The sequence below is a fragment of the Caballeronia sp. BCC1704 genome (assembly GCF_902833455.1).
GTDB lineage: Bacteria > Pseudomonadota > Gammaproteobacteria > Burkholderiales > Burkholderiaceae > Caballeronia.
Genome location: NZ_CADFFT010000001.1, coordinates 916,242 through 935,341, shown reverse-complemented (window position 1 = coordinate 935,341; position 19,100 = coordinate 916,242). Strand labels below are relative to the sequence as shown.

Sequence of the window (19,100 nt, the reverse complement as noted above, 5' to 3'; positions counted from 1 at the left end):
TTGCTTTCGCCGAGTCATGTGCGGCGCACGGTCGCCGTGCGCGCTAATTCGTTTCGAACGACGCGTGTTGCAGCCAGCGATCGACGAGCGCGGGCAGGCGCGCCATGTCGTCGAACACGATGGCCGCGCCCGCGCGCCTGAGCGTGTCCACCTGGCCTTCGCTCGCGTGCCCGCCGCCGATGAAACCGAGCACCGGCATGCCCGCCGCCCGCGCCGCCGTGACGCCGGTCACGCTGTCTTCGACGACGAGGCACATCGACGGCTCGACGTTCATTGCGCGCGCCGCCGCCAGATAGACGTCCGGCGCGGGCTTCGGATTGGCGACCATGTCCGCGCAGAAGCGCCGCTCGCCGAAGAAGCGCACGAGGCCGGTGCGTTGCAGCGCGGTATCCACGTACGACGAGAAGCTGTTGCTCGCGCAGGCTTTCGTGAGCGGCACGGCGGCCAGCGCCTCGGCGATGCCCGCGACGGGCGGCGCCTGCACCGCCGCTGCCTCGACCGAACGCCGGATCGCGACGACCTGCTCCGGGCTCAACGTGCGGTTGACGCTGTCGGCGGCGCTCGCGAGCACGGCTTCGATGCGCAGGCCGAGCAGCGGCAGCACGACCGGCTCGACATCGACGCCCGGCCACAGCGCCTGCAATTCGGTGACGAGCATGCGCGCCGCCACGGCTTCGCTGTCGATCAAGACGCCGTCGCAATCGCAGATCATCAGGCGGTCGTGTGGAAGAGTCAGGTTCACGAGCCCGCCCTCACTTGACCGCACCGAAGGTGAGACCGCGCACGAGCTGCTTCTGCGAGAGCCAGCCGACGATCAGGATCGGCGCGACCGCGAGCAGCGAAGCCGCCGAGAGCTTCGCCCAGAAGAGCCCTTCCGGACTCGAATACGACGCGATGAACACGGTGAGCGGCGCGGCATTCGAGCTCGACAGGTTGATGCTCCAGAACGCCTCGTTCCACGAGAGGATCACGAGCAAGAGCGCGGTCGATGCGAGGCCCGGCAGCGCCATCGGCATCAGCAGATAGACGATCTCCTGCCATGTCGTCGCGCCGTCGATGCGACCGGCTTCCAGAATGTCCTTCGGCACTTCGTTGAAGTACGTGTAGGCCATCCACACGGCAATCGGCAGATTGATGAGCGTGTAGACGATGATGAGACCGCTTACCGTATCCAGCAGCCCCGAGTTCTTCCACAAGAGGTAGATGGGCACGAGCACGCCGACCGACGGCATCATCTTCGTGGAAAGCATCCACAAGAGCAGCTTTTGCGTCTTGCGCGTGGGAAAGAACGCCATTGCGTAGGCGCACGGCACCGCCAGCAACAGGCAGACCACCGTCACGCCGAGCGAGATCAGCACCGAATTCCACGCGAAGCCGAAGTAGTTGCTGCGCGCGAAGACTTCGCGAAAGCTGTCGAGCGTCGGCGAAAAGATGAGCGACGACGAATACGCCTGCTGCTCGGTCTTGAACGCGGTGATCGTCATCCAGAAGATCGGGAAGAACAGCAGGATGGAGACGAGCCACGCGAGGACGCCGGGCACGATGCGCTTCACATGATCCAGCACGGGCACCGAAGTCGTGGAGGTAACGGGATGCGTGCTCATGACTCGTACTCCCCTTTGAGGTTCTTCGCGAGCAATCTCACGAGGAAGAACGCGACGATATTGGCGAGAATCACCGCGAGAATGCCGCCCGCCGATGCCAGGCCGACATCGAACTGTTGCAGGCCGAGCGCGTAGATCAGGTACGACAGGTTGGTCGTCGCGGTGCCGGGGCCGCCGCCCGTCGTCGTGTAGATCTCCGCGAAAATCGAGAGCAGGAAGATGGTTTCCATCATCACGACGACCGCGATCGCGCGCTTCAGATGCGGCAGCGTGATGAAGAAGAACATCGCGAACGGACCCGCGCCGTCGATGCGCGCGGCTTCCTTCTGCTCCTGATCGAGCGACTGGATCGCGGTGAAGAGAATGAGGAACGCGAACGGCAACCACTGCCACGCGACGATCACAATCACCGCGAAGAGCGGATACTCGGCGAACCAGTCGATAGGCTGCATGCCGAGAGATCGCATCAGCGAGGCGACGAGGCCGTACACCGGATGCAGGATCATGTTCTTCCAGATCAGCGCGGAGACCGTCGGCATCACGAAGAACGGCGCGATGACAAGCAGCCGCGCAATGCCCTGCCCGATGAACTTGCGGTCGAAGAGCACCGCGAGCAGCACGCCGCCGATCACCGTGATCGCCAGCACGGACGCGATGAGCGTCAGCGTATGCGCGATGGACGGCCCGAACGCGGGATCGGTGACGAGGAACTGGAAGTTGTCGAGCCCCGCGAAGCCTTTGACATCGGGATTCAGCAGGTTGTAGCGCGAGAACGAGTACCAGATGGTCATCGCGAGCGGAATGGCCATCCACAGGAACAGCAGCCCGGACGACGGCGTAATCAGCCAGCGGACCGACTTCGCGCGCTTCTTGTCGCGCTCGGCGGCGGACACGTCGAAGTGATCGGCGATGGGGGGATTCAGTTGGCGCATGATCGTGTCACCTCTCGATGATGCCGGCGGGCCGATCTGTGTGAACGGCCCGCTTGCTTGCTGCTTATTTGCTGCTTACTTCTGGTAGCCGGCCTGTTTCACCGCGCGATCGGCGGTGGCGTTGGCGGCCTTCAGCGCATTGTCGACGCTCGTCTGTCCGGCGACGACGCCCGCGATGGACTGCCCGACCACCGTGCCGAACGACTGGAACTCCGGAATGCCGACGAACTGGATGCCGCTATACGGCACCTTTTTCAGCGTCGCGTCGTTCGGATTCGCGGACTCGATCGCCTGCAACACGAAGTCGCCGAACGGCGCGGCCTGCTTGTACTCGGGGCGCGCGTAAGTCGACTTGCGCGTGCCCGGCGGCACCGAGGCCCAGCCTTCGTCCTTGCCGACCATCTCGATGTATTCCTTCGAGGTCGCCCATGCGGCGAACTTCTTCGCGGCGTCCTGCTGCTTCGACGTCTTCGGAATCGCGAGCGACCACGACCAGAGCCAGTGCGAGCCCTTCGGCGTGACTTGCGTCGGCGCGGCCGCGAAGCCGATCTTGTCGGCGACCTGCGACTGCTGCTTGTTGTAAAGCATGCCCGCGGCAACCGTCGCGTCGATCCACATCGCGCACTTGCCCGAGGACATCAGCGTGAGGTTTTCGTTGAAGCCGTTGGAGCTCGCTCCCGGCGGGCCGTCGTTCTTCAGCAGGTCTGCGTAGAAGGACACGGCCTTGTGCCATTCCGGCGTGTCGAGCTGCGCCTTCCACTGCTCGTCGAACCAGCGGCCGCCGAACGTGTTCACGACCGTCGAGACGTACGCCATGTTCTCGCCCCAGCCCGCCTTGCCGCGCAGACAGATGCCGTACTGGCCTTTCGACTTGTCGGTGAGCTTGTCGGCGAACTGCTTGATCTGGTCGTAAGTCGGCTGATCCGGCATCTTGAGGCCCGCGGCCTGGAACAAATCCTTGCGGTAATACGTCATCGAGCTTTCGACGTAAAACGGCAGCGCGTAAAGCTGGCCGTTGTACGAGAGACCGTCGCGGGCCGTCTTCACGACATCGTCGAGATCGTAGTTCGATGGCAGATTCGACATCGGCGACAGCCAGCCGCGCTTGCCCCACTGCGGCGCTTCGTACGTGCCGATGGTCAGCACGTCGAACTGGCCGCTATTGGTCGTGATGTCCGTGGTCGCGCGCTGGCGCAGCACGTTCTCTTCGAGAATCACCCACTTGAGCTGAATGTCGGGATTGGCCTTCTCGAACGCCGGCGAGAGCTTTTTCAGCTCGATCATGTCCGGATTGTTGAGCGTGGCGATGGTGATGGTCGTCGCGGCGTGCGCGGCGAGCGGCGCGAGCGCGGCGGCGGCGAGCGCGGCCGAAACCGCCGCGATGGAACGCCGCGTGCGCGGCTGGGGCTGGACGGTGCGTCGGGTGCGTTCGGTGCGTTTCATGTTGGTTCGTCTCCTTTTTCGTTTGCACGGTGCAGCGGATCGTGCATGCATGGCGCACGTGCCGTCTGTGCCGCTGCCTGATTCTGCTGCGCTGGGAACCGCGTGGTTGCTCGTTTTCGTAGGCGTGCCCGCGTATGCTTCACCGCGACGCCGTTTCACTATAGACGGTGCGCCTCATGCTGCAAGGCGCGCGCGCCCGCTCAACTCATCCAGTTGCCGCCATCGACGTTGATCGTCTGCGCGGTGATGTAATCCGAATCCGCCGATGCGAGAAAGAGCGCCGCGCCCGTCAGATCGTCCGGCACGCCCATGCGGCCGAGCGGCACTTCCTCGCCGACGATGCGTTTCTTTTCGCCGAGCGGCCGGTTTTCGTAACGGGCGAAGAGCGCATCGACCTGTTCCCACATCGGCGTATCGACGACGCCCGGCGCGATGCCGTTCACGTTGATGCGCGATTTCGCGAGCGCGAGCGCCGCCGATTGCGTATAGCTGATGACGGCCGCTTTCGTCGCGCAATAGTGCGAGACGAGCGCTTCGCCGCGCCGTCCGGCCTGCGACGACATGTTGATGATCTTGCCGCCGCGCCCCTGCTCGACCATGCGCCGGGCGACCGCCTGCATCAGAAAGAACATGCCCTTGACGTTGACCGCGAAGAGGCGGTCGTAGACGTCCCACGATTCGTCGAGGATCGGGCGCATGTCGAAGAGCGCCGCGTTGTTGAAGAGAATGTCGATGCCGCCGAAGCGCTCCACGGCGCTCGCCACGATGCGCTCGATGTCTTCGCGGCGCGTGACGTCGGCTTCGAGCGCGAGCACGCGGCCGGCGGCGTCATAACGCTGCGCCATGCCTTGCGCGTCTTTCACGTCGACCACGACGAGCTTCGCGCCTTCGTCGAGATAGCGCCGCGCGACTGCCTCGCCGATTCCGCTCGCGGCGCCTGTGATGACCGCGACCTTGTCTTTCAGTCTCACCGATGTCTCCGATTCTCTGCCCGACCGGCGCGAAAGTGAGCGAACGCTCGACGGCCGATCAATTGCTCTATGTTTGATCGAATGATCGGTGTTGCGGAGGCGCGTGTCAAGGCGTGGTTTCGCGGTTTCGATGCTGCAATGCGCAACGCGTTTGCGGCGCATCAACGATGCAAACCACCGTGATACGTTATATCATCGCCCACTCGCTCGTATGAAGCCGCCTCGCGCGGCCACGATGACATGACCGCATCCGTTGAAACCATGCTCGCCCGCGCCGAAGCGTTAGCCGACGAGCGCGGCCTCGCGCTCACGCCGCTGCGCCGCCACGTCTACGAACTCGTGCTGAAGGCGCACAAGCCCATCGGCGCATACGACCTCATCGACGCGCTCGAACCGCAGCGCGGCGCGCGCGTGCCGCCGACCACCGTGTATCGCGCGCTCGACTTTCTCGTCGAGAACGGGCTCGTGCATCGCATCGAGTCGAAGAACGCGTTCGTCGCGTGTTGCGACGCCGGTAGGCCGCACGAAAGCCAGTTTCTGATCTGCGACGAATGCGGCGCGACGCTCGAAATCCAGGGACGCGAACTGGCGTCGTCGCTGTCCGCGAGCCCGCCCGCGCACGGCTTCCAGTTGCGGCATCAGGTGGTGGAACTGAGCGGCCTGTGCAGCGACTGCCAGCGCAAGCATCACGCGAACGAGCACGCTCACACAGAAGGAAGCCGATGAAACGCGCGTACATCCTGAGTTGCGTGGTGGCCGCGTTTTGCGTCGGCCAGAGCGTGTTGGCGCATGCCGCCGGCGTGCCGGTGGTCGCGGCCGAAAACTTCTATGGCGACGTCGTGCGCCAGCTTGGCGGCGATCACGTAGAGGTCACGAGCATTCTCAACAATCCGGACGAAGACCCGCATCTCTTCGAAGCCAGCCCGAAGACGGCGCGCGCGCTGCAGCATGCGGCGCTCGTCGTCTATAACGGCGCGGACTACGATCCGTGGATGGACAAGCTGCTCGCGGCATCCAAAAGTAGCGGCAAGGGCAGCGGCAAGCGCACGGTGATCGTCGCGGCGCAGTTGACCGGCAAGAAGTCCGGCGACAATCCGCATCTCTGGTACGACCCGCCGACCATGCCCGCCGTCGCCAAAGCGGTGAGCGCGTATCTGGCGAGCGCGGACCCGGCGCACAAGAGCGATTACGACGCGCGCCTCGCCGCGTTTCTGGCGTCGCTCAAGCCTATTGACGCGCGCATCGCGCAGTTGAAGTCGCGCTATCGCGGCGTGCCCGTGACCGCGACCGAGCCGGTGTTCGGCTATACGGCCGATGCCATCGGCTTCGAAATGCGCAACCAGCGGTTCCAGACCGCCGCGATGAACGAGACGGAGCCGAGCCCCGCCGATATCGCCGCGTTCGAGAAAGACCTGCGCGAACGGCGCGTGCACGTCCTGATCTACAACAGCCAGGCGACCGGCGCGCTCACGCGGCGTCTGCTCGGCATCGCGAAAGACGGGCATGTGCCGAGCATCAGCGTGACGGAGACGCTGCCCGCCGGCAAGACGTATCAGCAATGGATGCAAACGCAGCTCGACGCGCTCGCGGGCGCGCTGCAAGGATGGCAGCAATGATCCGCGAGTCGAAGGCCGCGCTGGAAGTCGATCGCGTGACGCTCGAGCTCGGCGGACGCGCGATTCTGAACGATGCGAGCTTCGCCGTTCACACCGGCGAATTCATCGGCGTGCTCGGGCCCAACGGCGCGGGCAAGACGACGCTGATGCGTGCGCTGCTCGGCCTCGTGCCCGTCGCGTCCGGCGCGATTCGCGTGAACGGCGAGGCGGTCGTGCGCGGCAATCCGTCCATCGGCTACATGCCGCAGATTCGCGCGGGACTTGCCAATCGCCGCGTGCTCGGGCGCGATTTCGTCGCGATGGCCGCGGACGGGCATCGCTGGGGCCTGCCGCATCGCGACGCGCGCACGCGTGCCGACGTCGAGCGCGTGCTCGATCTCGTCGGTGCGCGGCAACTCGCGGCGCGGCCGCTGTCGGAGCTATCGGGCGGCGAGCGCCAGCGGCTTTTGCTCGCGCAGTGTCTGCTCGGCAACCCGCGTCTCTTGCTGCTCGACGAGCCGCTCATCAGTCTCGATCCGCGCCATCAGACGAGCGTCGTGGAACTCGTGCGGCGCGTGCAGCGCGAACTCAACATCACGGTGCTTTTCTCCGCGCACGAACTGAATCCGCTGCTCAATTCGCTCGATCGCGTGCTGTATCTCGGCAACGGGCGCGCGGCGCTCGGCACCGTCGACGAAGTCATCACGAAGCCCGTGCTTTCGCGTCTCTATGGCTCGACCATCGACGTCATGCGCGTGAACGGCCGCATCTTCGTGATGTCGGGCGACGTGGAAATCGACAAGCTCGATCACGCGCACGAAAACGGCAACGGGCATCAGCACGAACACGAGCACCAGCACGACCACGCTCATACGCACAGCCACGGCAAGAAGGGAACGCACACGCACGATGTTTGAATACGACTTCATGGTGAACGCCTTCGCGGCGTCGGGCATCGTCGCGGTGCTGGCGGGAATCGTCGGGTATTTTCTGGTAATGCGCGGGCAGACGTTCGCGGGACACGCGCTGTCGCACGTGGGCTTCACCGGCGCGACGGGCGCGGTGCTGCTCGGCGTGTCGCCCATCTGGGGCATGGTCGGCTTCACGCTCGCGGCGGGCGTCGGCATGGGCGCGCTCGGCGAGCGGCTGTCGGGGCGCGACGTCGCCATCGGCGTGATTTTGTCGCTGTCGCTCGGCTTCGGGCTGCTGTTTCTGCACTTCTTCACCGCGTACGCGACGCAGGCCACCGCGCTCCTCTTCGGCAACGTGCTCGGCGTGAGTCACGAAACGTTAGTCGTACTCGCCGGACTCGCGGCGGTGAGTCTCGTTGCGCTGGGCGTCATCATGCGGCCGCTGCTCTTCGCCTCGTTGCAGCCGGAACTGGCCGAAGCAAAAGGCGTGTCGCTGCGCCTCGTCTCCGTGCTGTTTCTCGCGATCACCGCGCTCGCGGTGGCGGCGTGCACGCAGATCGTCGGCGTGCTGCTGGTGTTCGCGCTGATGGTCGGGCCGGCAGCGGCGGCGCAGAACGTGACCACGCGCCTGTCGACGGGCTTGCTGCTCGCCGCGCTCTTTGCATTGGGCCAGGCGTGGGCGGGCCTCACGCTCGCCTATTACACCGACTGGCCGACGAGCTTCTGGATCACGATGCTCGCCGCTGTGGTCTATGCGGCGAGCCTGCTGGCGCGGCGCGGAAGCTGACCGACCGCTGCCGCAACCGCGCCGCGCTCAACGGCAGAGCACCCGCGCATGATGCGCGATGTGCTCGCCGATGAACGTCGAGATGAAGAAGTACCCGTGGTCATACCCATCGTGACGACGCACCGTGACGCTATGCCCGGCCTCGCGCGCGTTGCGCTCGAACACATCGGGATGCAACTGCTCGGCGAGAAACTGATCGGCTAGTCCCTGATCGATCAGAATGCCGCCTTCGAAGCGTGACGCTGCATCGCCCTTCACGAGTTCGCTCGCGTCGTACTGCTTCCACGCGTCGCGGTCGTCGCCGAGATAGCCGGTGAACGCCTTCACGCCCCATGGACATTGCGAGGGCGCGGCGATCGGCGCGAATGCCGACACGCTGCGGTACAGATCCGGATTGCGCAGCGCGAGCACGAGCGCGCCGTGCCCGCCCATCGAATGCCCGAAGATGCCGAGCCGGTCGTCGCGCACCGGCAAGTCGGCCAACACCGCTTCGCGCAAATTCTGCGTCACGTACGAATACATGCGATACCGCTCGCGCCACGGCTCGCGCGTTGCATCGACATAGAAGCCAGCGCCGACGCCGAAATCCCACGCGTCCTTCTCGCCGGGAATGTCCGCGCCGCGCGGCGACGTATCCGGCGCGATCAGCGCGATGCCATGCTCGGCCGCGTACCGCTGCGCGCCGGCCTTGATCGGAAACGTCTCTTCGGTGCACGTGAGACCGGCGAGATAGAAGAGCGCCGGCACTTTCGATGCCGACGCAGCCGCGGGCAAGAACACCGAAAAGCGCATCGGCAGGCCGATCGACCGCGACTCGTGCCGATAGATGCGCTGCACGCCATCGAAACAACGGTGTTCCTCGACGAGTTCGAGCATGTCGTCCTCCCCGCTCAATAGATGACGACCGAGCGGATCGACTCGCCCTTCTTCATCAGGTCGAAGCCGTCGTTGATCTGATCGAGCTTCAGATGATGCGTGATGAGATCGTCGATATTGATCTTGCCTTCCATGTACCAGTCGACGATCTTCGGTACGTCCGTGCGGCCGCGCGCGCCGCCGAACGCCGAGCCTTTCCACTCGCGGCCCGTGACGAGCTGGAACGGCCGCGTGCTGATTTCCTCGCCCGCCGCCGCCACGCCGATGATGAACGACTGCCCCCAGCCCTTGTGCGTGCATTCGAGCGCCTGACGCATCAGCTTCACGTTGCCGACGCATTCGAACGAATAGTCCGCGCCGCCATCGGTCAATTGCACGATGCGATCGACCACGTTCTCGACTTCGTTCGGGTTGATGAAGTCCGTCATGCCGAACTTCTTCGCCAGTTCGACGCGGCCCGGATTGATATCGACGCCGATGATCTTGTCCGCGCCGACCATCTTCGCGCCCTGAATCACGTTCAGGCCGATGCCGCCGAGCCCGAACACGACCACGTTCGCGCCGGCTTCGACCTTCGCCGAATACACGACTGCGCCGACGCCCGTGGTCACGCCGCAGCCGATGTAGCAGATCTTGTCGAACGGCGCGTCCTCGCGCACTTTCGCCACCGCGATCTCCGGCACCACGATGTAGTTCGAGAAGGTGGACGTGCCCATGTAGTGAAAGAGCGGCTTGCCGTCGAGCGAGAAGCGCGAGGTCGCGTCGGGCATCAGGCCCTTGCCCTGCGTCGCGCGGATCGCCTGACAGAGGTTCGTTTTGCGCGAGAGGCAGAACTTGCACTGACGGCATTCCGGCGTGTAGAGCGGAATGACGTGATCGCCCTTTTTCACGGTGCCGACGCCCGGTCCCACGTCCACGATCACGCCCGCGCCTTCGTGTCCCAGAATCGCCGGGAAGATGCCTTCCGGGTCCGCGCCCGAGAGCGTGTAGTAATCGGTATGGCAGATGCCCGTCGCCTTCACTTCGATCAGCACTTCGCCGGCGCGCGGCCCTTCGAGATCCACTTCCTCGATGGTGAGCGGCTGACCTGCTTTCCATGCGATTGCGGCTTTTGTCTTCATCGTTCGGTTCCTCGTTTCAATGGCAGTGTTTCGTTCAGCGCACGACGTTCAGGACTTCGTAGCATGCGCCCATCGTGTGATAGTCGGTCTTGCCGGCGGGGCTTTTCTCGTCGCTGTACTGGCGGTTGTCGCGCGTCAGGATGCGATACCACGCGCCGTATTTGTGATCGACGAAATGCGTCCAGCTATAGTTCCACAAGCGGTCGTAGTCGCTCCAGTAGCGCGCGGCGGCCGACTGATCGCCATCGCGAGCCGCGCGATCGGCGAGCAGCGCCGCCGCCGCGAGCGATTCCGCCTGCACCCAGAAATACTTGTCTTCGTCGTAGAACTTGCCGTCCGGATCGAAGCCGTAGACCATGCCGCCGTGTTCGTGATCCCATGAGAGTTCGAGCGCGCGATCGAACAGCTCCCTCGCGCGCTCTGCATGCCACGCTTCCGGCCGATGCCGGTCGAGAATCAGCAGTAGCTTGGCCCATTCCGTCTGATGCCCCGGCTGAAAGCCCCACGGACGAAAGATGTTGCTGCGGTCGCCCTTGTTGTAGTCCCAGTCGATCGACCAGTCCGGCTTGTAGTGCTCCCACACGAGCCCGCCCGCGAGCGCGGCCTGACGGTTCACCATGTTGTCGGCCAGAAGCGCCGCGCGGTCCAGATAACGCGTCTCGCCGGTCGCTTCGAACGCGGCGAGAAACGCCTCACACGCGTGCATGTTCGCGTTCTGCCCGCGATAATCCGACACCTTCCAGTCCGCGCTGGCCTCGTCTTTGTAGAGCCCCTGCGGCGCGTCCCAGAAATGCGTTTCCATCAGGTTCCACGTTTCGTCGAGATAGGCGCGCGCCTCGTCGAAGCCCGCTTCCACCGCCTTCGCATACGCGAGCACGACGAACGCGAGGCCGTAGCAATGGTTGGTCGCATCCGTCACTTCGCGGCCGTTGAGCGTCCACGCATAGCCGCCCGTTTCCGGATTGCGATGAACCTCGCGCAAATAGTCGATGCCGTGGCGCACGCCGCCGCGATATTCGTCGAGACCGTAGTGCTTGTACGCCATCGCGTAGTTGAAGACGAAGCGCGTGCTCGACACGAGATGACGCGACTTACGGTCGTAGATCGTGCCGTCGTTCTTGTAGAAGTGATAGAAGCCGCCTGCCGGGTCCATGCAGTGCGGGTGATAGAAGATCATCGTGCGCAGCGCGTGATCCAGCAGAAACTGGCGCGAGCGGAAATCGGGTTGCGGCGTGACGGATGCGGACATAGCGGATGTCGTTGATGTTGTGATGAGCCGACGGCGCGGCCCTTGCCTGAAGCCGATGTGAATCGCACGTCAGTTTAAGGGCTCGCGCGCAAGACGTCAGAACCAGTCTTCGACGCGCTCGTACAGAGCGATGAAACGCGAGTGCCTTTCGTCGAGCGCGGCGTCGCCTCGCGGACTCGCGACGCGCATGCTGGCGGGCACTAGCGACGCGAGGTCATCCGCGCGCCAATGCCCCGCCGCCATGCCGCCGATGATCGCCGCGCCGCGCGCCGCCGCGTTCGGGCAATCGCAGGCATGCAGTTCGACATGCAGCGCATCGGCGAGCAGTTGACGCCAGCGCGCGTCGATGGAGCCGCCGCCCGCAAGCCGCATCGACGACAACGGCGTGCCGCTCTTCCGGATAGCGTCGAGTCCCGCCCGCAATGCGAATGCCACGCCTTCGAACGCCGCACGCATCATCGAGCCGCGTGTGTCGTCGAGACCGAGGCCGAGCCAGCCGCCGCGCGCGGCCGGGTTCAGCCACGGCGAACGCTCGCCGCTCAGGTACGGCAGAAAGCTCACGGACGCGCTTGCATCCGATGCGAACGCGTCCTCGTAAGCGGCGGGCCACGCTGCATAGCCGAGCCAGCCGCGCACCGTCTCCAGCGCGACGCCGACGTTCTGCATCGCCGCCATGCGATACCAGCGCGCGCCAGTGCTGGCCGCGCCGCGATACGTGTGCAGTCCGCGCACCGGCGACGGCGCTTCGTCGCTCATCACGACGATCTGCCCGCCGCTGCCCGTGGTGAGCAGCGCGTCGCCATCCGCGATCAGGCCGCTGCCGAGCGCGGCACACGGGGTATCGCCCGCGCCGACGGCCATCGGAATGCCCGCGCGCAGGCCGAGCGCCGAAGCAGCCTCGGCGGACAACGCGCCCGCCTGCGCATCCGATGACGCGAGCGGCGCGAACCACTCGCGCGACAAGCCGAGCCGCTCGATGAGCGCGTCGTCCCATTCGCCCGACGGCGCGGCCAGTGCGGTCGCGCAGGCGTCCGACGGATCGGTCACGAACGCGCCGCCGAGCCTCGCGCGCAGCCAGTCCTTCGGCTGCAAGGCCCAGCGCATCTCGGCGGCGAGCGCGGGTTCGTGCGTCACGAGCCAGCGCAAAAGCGGCCCGGCCATGCCCGGCGCGACCGGGTTCGGCTGCGGTTCCGGCCACGCGTCGAGCAGCGCGCGGGCGCGCGTGTCCGGCCAGAGCATCGCGGGGCGCAACGCGCGGCCATCGGCGGCAGTCGGCACCACGCCGTGCATCTGTCCGGAGAAGCCGATTGCGCTCACGGCTTCGCGTTCGTGCACAGGCAGGCGAGAGGCGGCATCGACGACGGCGGCATACCACGCATCGGCGGATGTCTCGGCCCAGCCCGGCTGCGCGCTCGTCACCGCATACGCCGCGCTCGACGCTGCGACTTCGCGCGCGTGTTCGTCGACGATAGCCAGTTTCACTGAACCCGTGCCGAGATCGATGCCGAGAAAACGCATGGATGAGCCGCTCGAAAAGACGTTAGGGAAAACGCGGTAAGCGCGGAATAACGCGGGTTAACCCCGCCGCACGCCGCGATGAACGAAAAACGGACTATACGCGCGCCGTGATGAATATCATAACGACGCGCCCCTTCAGGCGGCCTTGCAGCAGCCGACAAAAATCCCTCGCGATGCGTCAAGTCCCTTGCAGCAAGGGCCTCCGCGCGGTTCGGCTCCGCTCATCGCGCCGCTTGCATATCGCCCCGCGAACGCGACGTATAGCGCCGCGTGGTCTTGTTCGCGCTTTTTGTCGCACTTACCTTGGAGGCCATTCAAATGGAAAGGCAATCAAGGAGACACATATGGCATCGAGCACGAGCCACCCGAAGGTTCATCCGTGCGACGAACGGCTGCCGACCGGCCAGTTGCTCACGCTCGGCATACAGCACGTCCTCGTGATGTACGCGGGCGCCGTCGCGGTGCCGCTCATTCTCGGCGCGGCCATGCATCTGTCGAAGGACGAGGTCGCGTTCCTCATCAGCGCGGACCTGTTCTCGTGCGGCGTCGCCACGCTGATCCAGACGCTCGGCCTGTGGATCTTCGGCATCCGGCTGCCGGTCATCATGGGCTGCACCTTCGCGGCAGTCGGACCGATGGTCGCTATCGGCACGAATCCGTCGCTCGGCATTCTGGATGTGTTCGGCGCGACGATCGCGGCCGGCGTCATCGGCATCTTTCTCGCGCCGATGATCGGCAAGCTGCTGCGCTTCTTTCCGCCGGTGGTGGTCGGCACGGTGATCGCGGTAATCGGCCTGTCGCTGATGGGCGTAGGCATCAACTGGGCAGCGGGCGGCGTCGGCAATCCCGATTACGGCAATCCGGTGTATCTGCTGCTGTCGCTCGTCGTGCTCTCGCTCATTCTGCTCATCAACAAGTTCGCGCGCGGCTTTATCGCGAACATCTCGGTGCTGCTCGGCATCGTCGCGGGCTTCGTGATCGCCGCGATGCTCGGGCGCGTCAACATGGACGGCGTCGCGCATGCGCCGTGGGTCGGCATCGTGCTGCCGTTTCACTTCGGCATGCCGCACTTCGATGCGCTCTCCGTCGCGACGATGGTCATCGTCATGTTCGTGACGTTCATCGAATCGACGGGCATGTTTCTCGCCGTCGGCGATCTCGTCGAGCGTCCGGTCGATCAAAAGGCGCTCGTGCGCGGCTTGCGCGTGGATGGTCTCGGCACGCTGATCGGTGGCGTGTTCAACTCGTTTCCGCATACGTCGTTTTCGCAGAACGTGGGCTTGATCGGCGTGACGGGCGTGAAGAGCCGCTTCGTCTGCGCGACGGGCGGCGTGATTCTCGTCGTGCTCGGCCTCTTTCCGAAGATGGCGCAAGTGGTCGCCTCGGTGCCGCCGTTCGTGCTCGGCGGCGCGGGCATCGTGATGTTCGGCATGGTCGCGGCGAACGGCATCAAGGTGCTGTCGAAAGTGGACTTCGTGAAGAATCACCACAACTTGTTTATCGTCGCGGTGAGCGTCGGCCTCGGGCTCGTGCCGGTGGTCGCGCCGAAGTTCTTCTCGCAACTGCCGCACGCGCTGGAGCCGATTCTTCATAGCGGCATTCTGCTGGCGTCGGTGTCGGCGGTCGTGCTCAATATCGTGTTCAACGGCGTGCGCAAGGAACGCGAAGCGCGCTGCGAGATTCGGCAGGCCGGACATGACTTCGACGGAGCGGCGCGCGCTTCGGAAGCGCAGTGATGGCTTGAAGGAAGCTTGCGGGTTGTGATGGGTTGGCGCCGCGGTGGGAATCGCGGCGCTTTTTTGTTTCTCGCTCCGCGGGTCGATGCGCGACGAAGCCGGCAACTTAACCGCTTGCAAATTGATTCGGATTACTGATTACTTACCGGTCGATGCCACTCGAACGAATGACTCTGACGACGCGGGTAGCCGTTGCGATACATCAGGAACCCAGCCGTCTTTCTCGCGTCGACTGCTCTGACGACGCGCCGAGGTTGTCAAGATCCACCGCCGCATACTGCGCGATGCTCATCACCAGACCGTTCCAGACGGCACGCTGTCTAACGTACTCGTCGGCTCCGCCGTCATCGATCAGCTGCTTCAGTCCCGCGCCGCGCAGCTTTTCCGCCGCGCGACCGTAGTGCTCGGCCCATGCGGCACGCGTGTCATCGTCCAGGTCTGCATCGGCGCGTCGAATGCGGCGGCCCGAGCGTACGTACGCGCCATCCAGTGTGTCCAGCGTGGACAACGCGCCCCGCCAAAGCACTTCGACGGCACCGCCATGCTTCAGCAAGTCGGGCGCGTCGTCGCGCAGGCAGGCTCTGAGCAGTGACACGGTTTCGAGCGCCATGAACGAGATCGCAGCGAGTGAGAAGTGCGGCTCGGGATACCGGAAGAAGAAAGTGATCGGGTAAATCCGCAGCGACTCGTGCACCGATGACAGCGACTGGGCAGCGTCGGCGAGCATCGAATAGGCCGTCTCCGGATGCTGCCCGACCGCGAGCCCTTGAATAAGCTCAACTGCATCGCCTGTTTCTCGCGTGAGGAAGAAAAGCTGCTGCCCCAATGTATTCTGCCGCTGCAATGCGCCGTATAGTTGCAGCAAGTACGATAGCGTCAACGTCACGACCGCCGTGCCGATGAACGAGCCGACGAGGTAGATCATCCTGTAGCCGTTGGTGTGCGGGATGAAGTCGCTAGACCCGGTGATCGACAGGCTCGTCGCCGCCGCGTAGACGGCTGCCGGGAATCCCGTTGGCGTCGGGCCCGAACTGGAGCGCACGCTGTCTCCGAGCGCGGGCCACAACAGCAGCGCATCGCCGAGCGTCAGGCAAAGCGTCCAGGTGACGAGCAGCAAGACGAGAATCAGAGGGCCCGCGAATGACAGCGTCTCCTGTTTGGGGCCGTCCTTCAAGGGCACACGACGGAACGCAGCCCAGACTCCCTGTGCGATGGCAAGGCTGATGAGTCCCGCGCCGAGCCGCTTCGCTCGTCCCCGGCCGACGCGCGCGTACAGGATCGTGAGAAAGATATCGGCGAGCGTGCAGATCATGATCGCAGCGCCCACGAGCTGGCCGAACAACCTCATATGCGCACCACCGTGAGGTAGACCCGCTACGAGAGCGTCGCGGGACAAGAGATGGCAGCAACCCATGTGCCGCCGGTGTTCGCTTCGTAGCCAGCTTCTGCGCTTCGATGATGGCACGCGACATGCTGCCGACCCGTTTCATCACCCGCTTCATGGATGCTCCGACGAGTGGATGCCAGCACCTAAAACACTGAGGAAGACGCGGTCGTCGAAAGGCGACGGGAGCGACGCTCCGACGGGCTTCGTGCGTGTCCGTGGCGCGCGCGAGCACAATCTGAAGAACGTCGATGTCGATGTTCCCCGCGATGCGCTCGTCGTCTTCACGGGCGTATCGGGATCCGGCAAGTCGTCGCTTGCGTTCGGCACGTTGTACGCCGAAGCGCAACGGCGTTACTTCGAATCCGTCGCGCCTTATGCACGCCGTCTGATCGAGCAAGTCGGCGTGCCGCAAGTCGGGTCGATCGAAGGTCTGCCGCCTGCCGTCGCACTCCAGCAGCAGCGCGGCGCACCGAATGCGCGTTCGTCGGTGGGGAGCATCACGACGCTCTCCAGTCTCGTGCGCATGCTCTACTCCCGCACGGGCAGCTATCCGGCCGGGCAGCCGATGCTCTACGCCGAAGACTTCTCGCCGAACACCGTACAGGGCGCGTGCCCGGTCTGTCACGGCCTCGGCCGCGTCTACGAGGTCACGGAAGCGTCGATGGTCCCCGACGATACGCTGACCATCCGCGAGCGCGCCGTGGCGGCGTGGCCGCCCGCGTGGCACGGGCAGAATCTGCGCGACATCCTCGTGACGCTGGGTTACGACGTGGACAAGCCGTGGCGTGATTTGCCGAAGAAGGATCGCGACTGGATTCTCTTCACCGAAGAACAACCGACCGTGCCGGTCTATGCGGGCCTGACGCCGAAGGAGACGCAAGCGGCGCTCAAACGCGGCGCGGAGCCGAGCTACCAGGGCACGTTCACCAGCGCGCGCCGTTATGTGCTGCACACCTTCGCTCACACGCAAAGCGCGCTGATGAAGAAGCGCGTGTCGCGTTTCATGGTCGGCAAGGATTGCCCCGCGTGTCATGGCAAACGGCTGAAGCAAGAGGCGCTGTCGGTGACGTTCGCCGGACTCGATATCGCCGAATTCTCGCGGCTGTCGCTCAACCGGCTAGCTGAACTGCTCGAACCGATCGCGCGCGGCACGTGGCCCGAGATCGACCGTGACGGTCATGTGCTCGACGAGCACGCGCGGCGCGCGGCGACGGCGAAACGCGTGGCCGCCGGCGGTTCGGCGCACAAGGCGGCGCCGGACGTGCGGCGAACGCCGAACCTCTCGGACGAAAAACGCGCGGCCGCCGAGCGCATCGCCGCCGATCTGCTCGAGCGCCTCGTCACGCTGACCGATCTGGGCCTCGGCTATCTTTCGCTTGATCGCGCGACGCCCACGCTCTCGTCGGGCGAGCTTCAGCGCTTGAGGCTGGCGACTCAGCTTGCGTCCCAGCTCTTCGGCGTCGTCTATGTGCTGGACGAACCTTCCGCCGGTCTGCATCCGGCCGACAGCGAAGCGCTCTTCGTCGCGTTGCAGCGCTTGAAGTCGGCGGGCAATTCGCTGTTCGTAATCGAACACGATCTGCACATGATGCGGCGCGCAGACTGGCTCGTGGATGTCGGCCCCGCAGCCGGCGAAGCGGGCGGCGAAGTGCTGTATAGCGGACCACCTGAAGGTCTGGCCGCGATAGAGGCATCGCAGACGCGAAGGCATCTGTTCGCCGAGGGTTCGCCGTCGTTGCGCCGGCCTCGCGCCGCGCGCGACTGGTTGCGGCTTTCGGGCATCACGCGGAATAACCTGCATGACATCGATGTCGCGTTCCCTCTCGGCTGCTTTACGACAGTGACGGGGATATCCGGCTCCGGAAAGTCGAGCCTCGTGAGTCAGGCGCTGCCGGAACTCGTCGCCGCGCGGCTCGGCCGCCTGCTCGACGACGACGGCGATGAAGAGCAGGACCCGCTGCTCGCGCGCGTGGAAGCGCCCGCGGACGGGCATATCGCGGCAGGCACGGAGACCGTGAAGCGACTGGTGCGCGTCGACCAGAAGCCGATTGGCCGGACGCCGCGCTCCAACCTCGCGACCTACACCGGCCTCTTCGACCACGTGCGCAAGCTCTTCGCCGATACGCCTGCCGCGCGCAAACGCCGCTATGGCGCGGGCCGCTTCTCGTTCAACGTGGCGCAGGGGCGTTGCCCGACGTGCGAGGGCGAAGGGTTCGTGAGCGTCGAGCTTCTATTCCTGCCGAGCGTCTTTACCTCGTGCTCCACGTGTCACGGATCGCGTTACAACCCGCAGACGCTGGAAATCGAATGGCAAGGCAAGAACATCGCGGATGTGCTTGCGATGAGCGTGGATAGCGCATGCGCGTTCTTCGCCGCCGAGCCTGCCGTGATGCGCGCGCTCACCGTGGTGCGCGACATCGGGCTCGGTTACCTGCGTCTCGGCCAGCCTGCGACGGAACTCTCGGGCGGCGAGGCCCAGCGCATCAAGCTCGCGACCGAACTACAGCGGGCGCATCGCGCGGACACGCTTTACATTCTCGACGAACCGACCACCGGCCTCCACCCCGCGGATGTCGACCGCCTGATGGCGCAACTGCAAGGGCTCGTCGATGCGGGCAATACCGTGGTCGTTGTCGAGCACGACATGCGCGTCGCGGCCGACAGCGACTGGGTCATCGACATGGGTCCGGGCGCGGGAGAGGATGGCGGCAGGATCGTCGCCGCGGGCGAACCGCGCGCGGTTGCGCGTCACGAGGAGAGCCGCACGGCGCGGTATCTGCGTGAAGCCATTCGACCGATGCGCGGGGGGTAATCGACGCCAGGCGGTCGACCATATTTCCACGGAAGGTCGAAGCGCTTGCAACACCGCCTCGGCATGCAGTAAGTCGTCTCGCCAATGCACAAGGACGGCACCTGAATCTGCAACGAACCTCAGGCGTCGCGGCCGCTTGGTTCCGGGCAAACACGATC

16 protein-coding genes are annotated in these 19,100 nt (G+C 65.0%); 6 read left to right on the top strand and 10 right to left on the bottom strand.

Features of this window, described 5'->3' with window-relative positions:
• Positions 1-43 precede the first annotated feature (43 nt).
• The 5 genes from HWX53_RS04370 to HWX53_RS04350 all read right to left on the bottom strand — a co-directional run bounded on the left by HWX53_RS04370 (position 44) and on the right by HWX53_RS04350 (position 4,950).
• Positions 44-712: an HAD-IA family hydrolase gene (locus HWX53_RS04370; protein WP_175940596.1), complete on the bottom strand. Its 669-nt coding sequence runs from the start codon at positions 710-712 to the stop codon at positions 44-46.
• A 40-nt stretch (positions 713-752) separates the two neighbouring features.
• Positions 753-1,604 carry a carbohydrate ABC transporter permease gene (locus HWX53_RS04365; protein WP_175939603.1) on the bottom strand — a complete coding sequence of 284 codons (852 nt, stop codon included), beginning with the start codon at positions 1,602-1,604 and terminating at the stop codon, positions 753-755.
• Positions 1,601-2,536, bottom strand: coding sequence for a sugar ABC transporter permease (locus tag HWX53_RS04360; protein ID WP_175939602.1), 936 nt, complete (start codon positions 2,534-2,536; stop codon positions 1,601-1,603). Before HWX53_RS04360 ends, HWX53_RS04365 begins: the two co-directional genes overlap by 4 nt.
• Positions 2,537-2,611: 75 nt before the next feature.
• Complete coding sequence (locus HWX53_RS04355; protein WP_244139995.1) at positions 2,612-3,979, bottom strand: sugar ABC transporter substrate-binding protein; 1,368 nt, start codon at positions 3,977-3,979, stop codon at positions 2,612-2,614.
• 200 nt (positions 3,980-4,179) lie between these two features.
• Positions 4,180-4,950, bottom strand: coding sequence for an L-iditol 2-dehydrogenase (locus HWX53_RS04350; RefSeq protein WP_175939601.1), 771 nt, complete (start codon positions 4,948-4,950; stop codon positions 4,180-4,182).
• 240 nt (positions 4,951-5,190) lie between these two features.
• On the opposite strand from HWX53_RS04350, the gene HWX53_RS04345 reads away from it, so the two are divergent.
• From HWX53_RS04345 to HWX53_RS04330, 4 genes are read left to right on the top strand one after another with little or no spacing between them, the layout of a single operon-like run.
• The gene (locus HWX53_RS04345; RefSeq protein WP_175939600.1) at positions 5,191-5,676 is read left to right on the top strand and encodes a Fur family transcriptional regulator; all 486 of its coding nucleotides are present in this window, start codon (positions 5,191-5,193) and stop codon (positions 5,674-5,676) included.
• Positions 5,673-6,566: a metal ABC transporter solute-binding protein gene (locus HWX53_RS04340; protein WP_175939599.1), complete on the top strand. Its 894-nt coding sequence runs from the start codon at positions 5,673-5,675 to the stop codon at positions 6,564-6,566. The genes HWX53_RS04345 and HWX53_RS04340 overlap by 4 nt, the downstream gene beginning before the upstream one ends.
• Positions 6,554-7,462, top strand: coding sequence for an ATP-binding cassette domain-containing protein (locus tag HWX53_RS04335; RefSeq protein ID WP_175939598.1), 909 nt, complete (start codon positions 6,554-6,556; stop codon positions 7,460-7,462). Before HWX53_RS04340 ends, HWX53_RS04335 begins: the two co-directional genes overlap by 13 nt.
• Complete coding sequence (locus HWX53_RS04330) at positions 7,455-8,243, top strand: metal ABC transporter permease (RefSeq protein WP_175939597.1); 789 nt, start codon at positions 7,455-7,457, stop codon at positions 8,241-8,243. The genes HWX53_RS04335 and HWX53_RS04330 overlap by 8 nt, the downstream gene beginning before the upstream one ends.
• 27 nt (positions 8,244-8,270) lie before the next feature.
• Here the strand turns inward: HWX53_RS04330 and fghA are convergent, their stop codons facing one another.
• The 4 genes from fghA to HWX53_RS04310 form a co-directional block, all read right to left on the bottom strand.
• Positions 8,271-9,119, bottom strand: coding sequence for an S-formylglutathione hydrolase (gene fghA, locus HWX53_RS04325; protein ID WP_175939596.1), 849 nt, complete (start codon positions 9,117-9,119; stop codon positions 8,271-8,273).
• A 14-nt stretch (positions 9,120-9,133) separates the two neighbouring features.
• A complete protein-coding gene (locus HWX53_RS04320) occupies positions 9,134-10,240 on the bottom strand; it encodes an S-(hydroxymethyl)glutathione dehydrogenase/class III alcohol dehydrogenase (RefSeq protein ID WP_175939595.1) in 1,107 nt (368 codons plus the stop codon).
• A 34-nt stretch (positions 10,241-10,274) separates the two neighbouring features.
• The gene (locus HWX53_RS04315) at positions 10,275-11,489 is read right to left on the bottom strand and encodes an AGE family epimerase/isomerase (RefSeq protein ID WP_175939594.1); all 1,215 of its coding nucleotides are present in this window, start codon (positions 11,487-11,489) and stop codon (positions 10,275-10,277) included.
• Between the two features lie 96 nt (positions 11,490-11,585).
• Positions 11,586-13,007, bottom strand: a complete 1,422-nt coding sequence (locus tag HWX53_RS04310) for an FGGY family carbohydrate kinase (RefSeq protein WP_175939593.1) — start codon at positions 13,005-13,007, stop codon at positions 11,586-11,588.
• A gap of 344 nt (positions 13,008-13,351) precedes the next feature.
• Here HWX53_RS04310 and HWX53_RS04305 point away from each other — a divergent pair, with 344 nt between their 5' ends.
• Positions 13,352-14,743: a nucleobase:cation symporter-2 family protein gene (locus tag HWX53_RS04305; protein ID WP_175939592.1), complete on the top strand. Its 1,392-nt coding sequence runs from the start codon at positions 13,352-13,354 to the stop codon at positions 14,741-14,743.
• A 202-nt stretch (positions 14,744-14,945) separates the two neighbouring features.
• On the opposite strand, the gene HWX53_RS04300 is transcribed toward HWX53_RS04305, so the two are convergent.
• Positions 14,946-16,091 carry a two pore domain potassium channel family protein gene (locus HWX53_RS04300; protein WP_175939591.1) on the bottom strand — a complete coding sequence of 382 codons (1,146 nt, stop codon included), beginning with the start codon at positions 16,089-16,091 and terminating at the stop codon, positions 14,946-14,948.
• A gap of 172 nt (positions 16,092-16,263) precedes the next feature.
• Here HWX53_RS04300 and HWX53_RS04295 point away from each other — a divergent pair, with 172 nt between their 5' ends.
• Entirely contained in the window at positions 16,264-18,942 is a 2,679-nt protein-coding gene (locus tag HWX53_RS04295; RefSeq protein ID WP_175939590.1) for an excinuclease ABC subunit UvrA, read from the top strand.
• Positions 18,943-19,100: the final 158 nt, after the last annotated feature.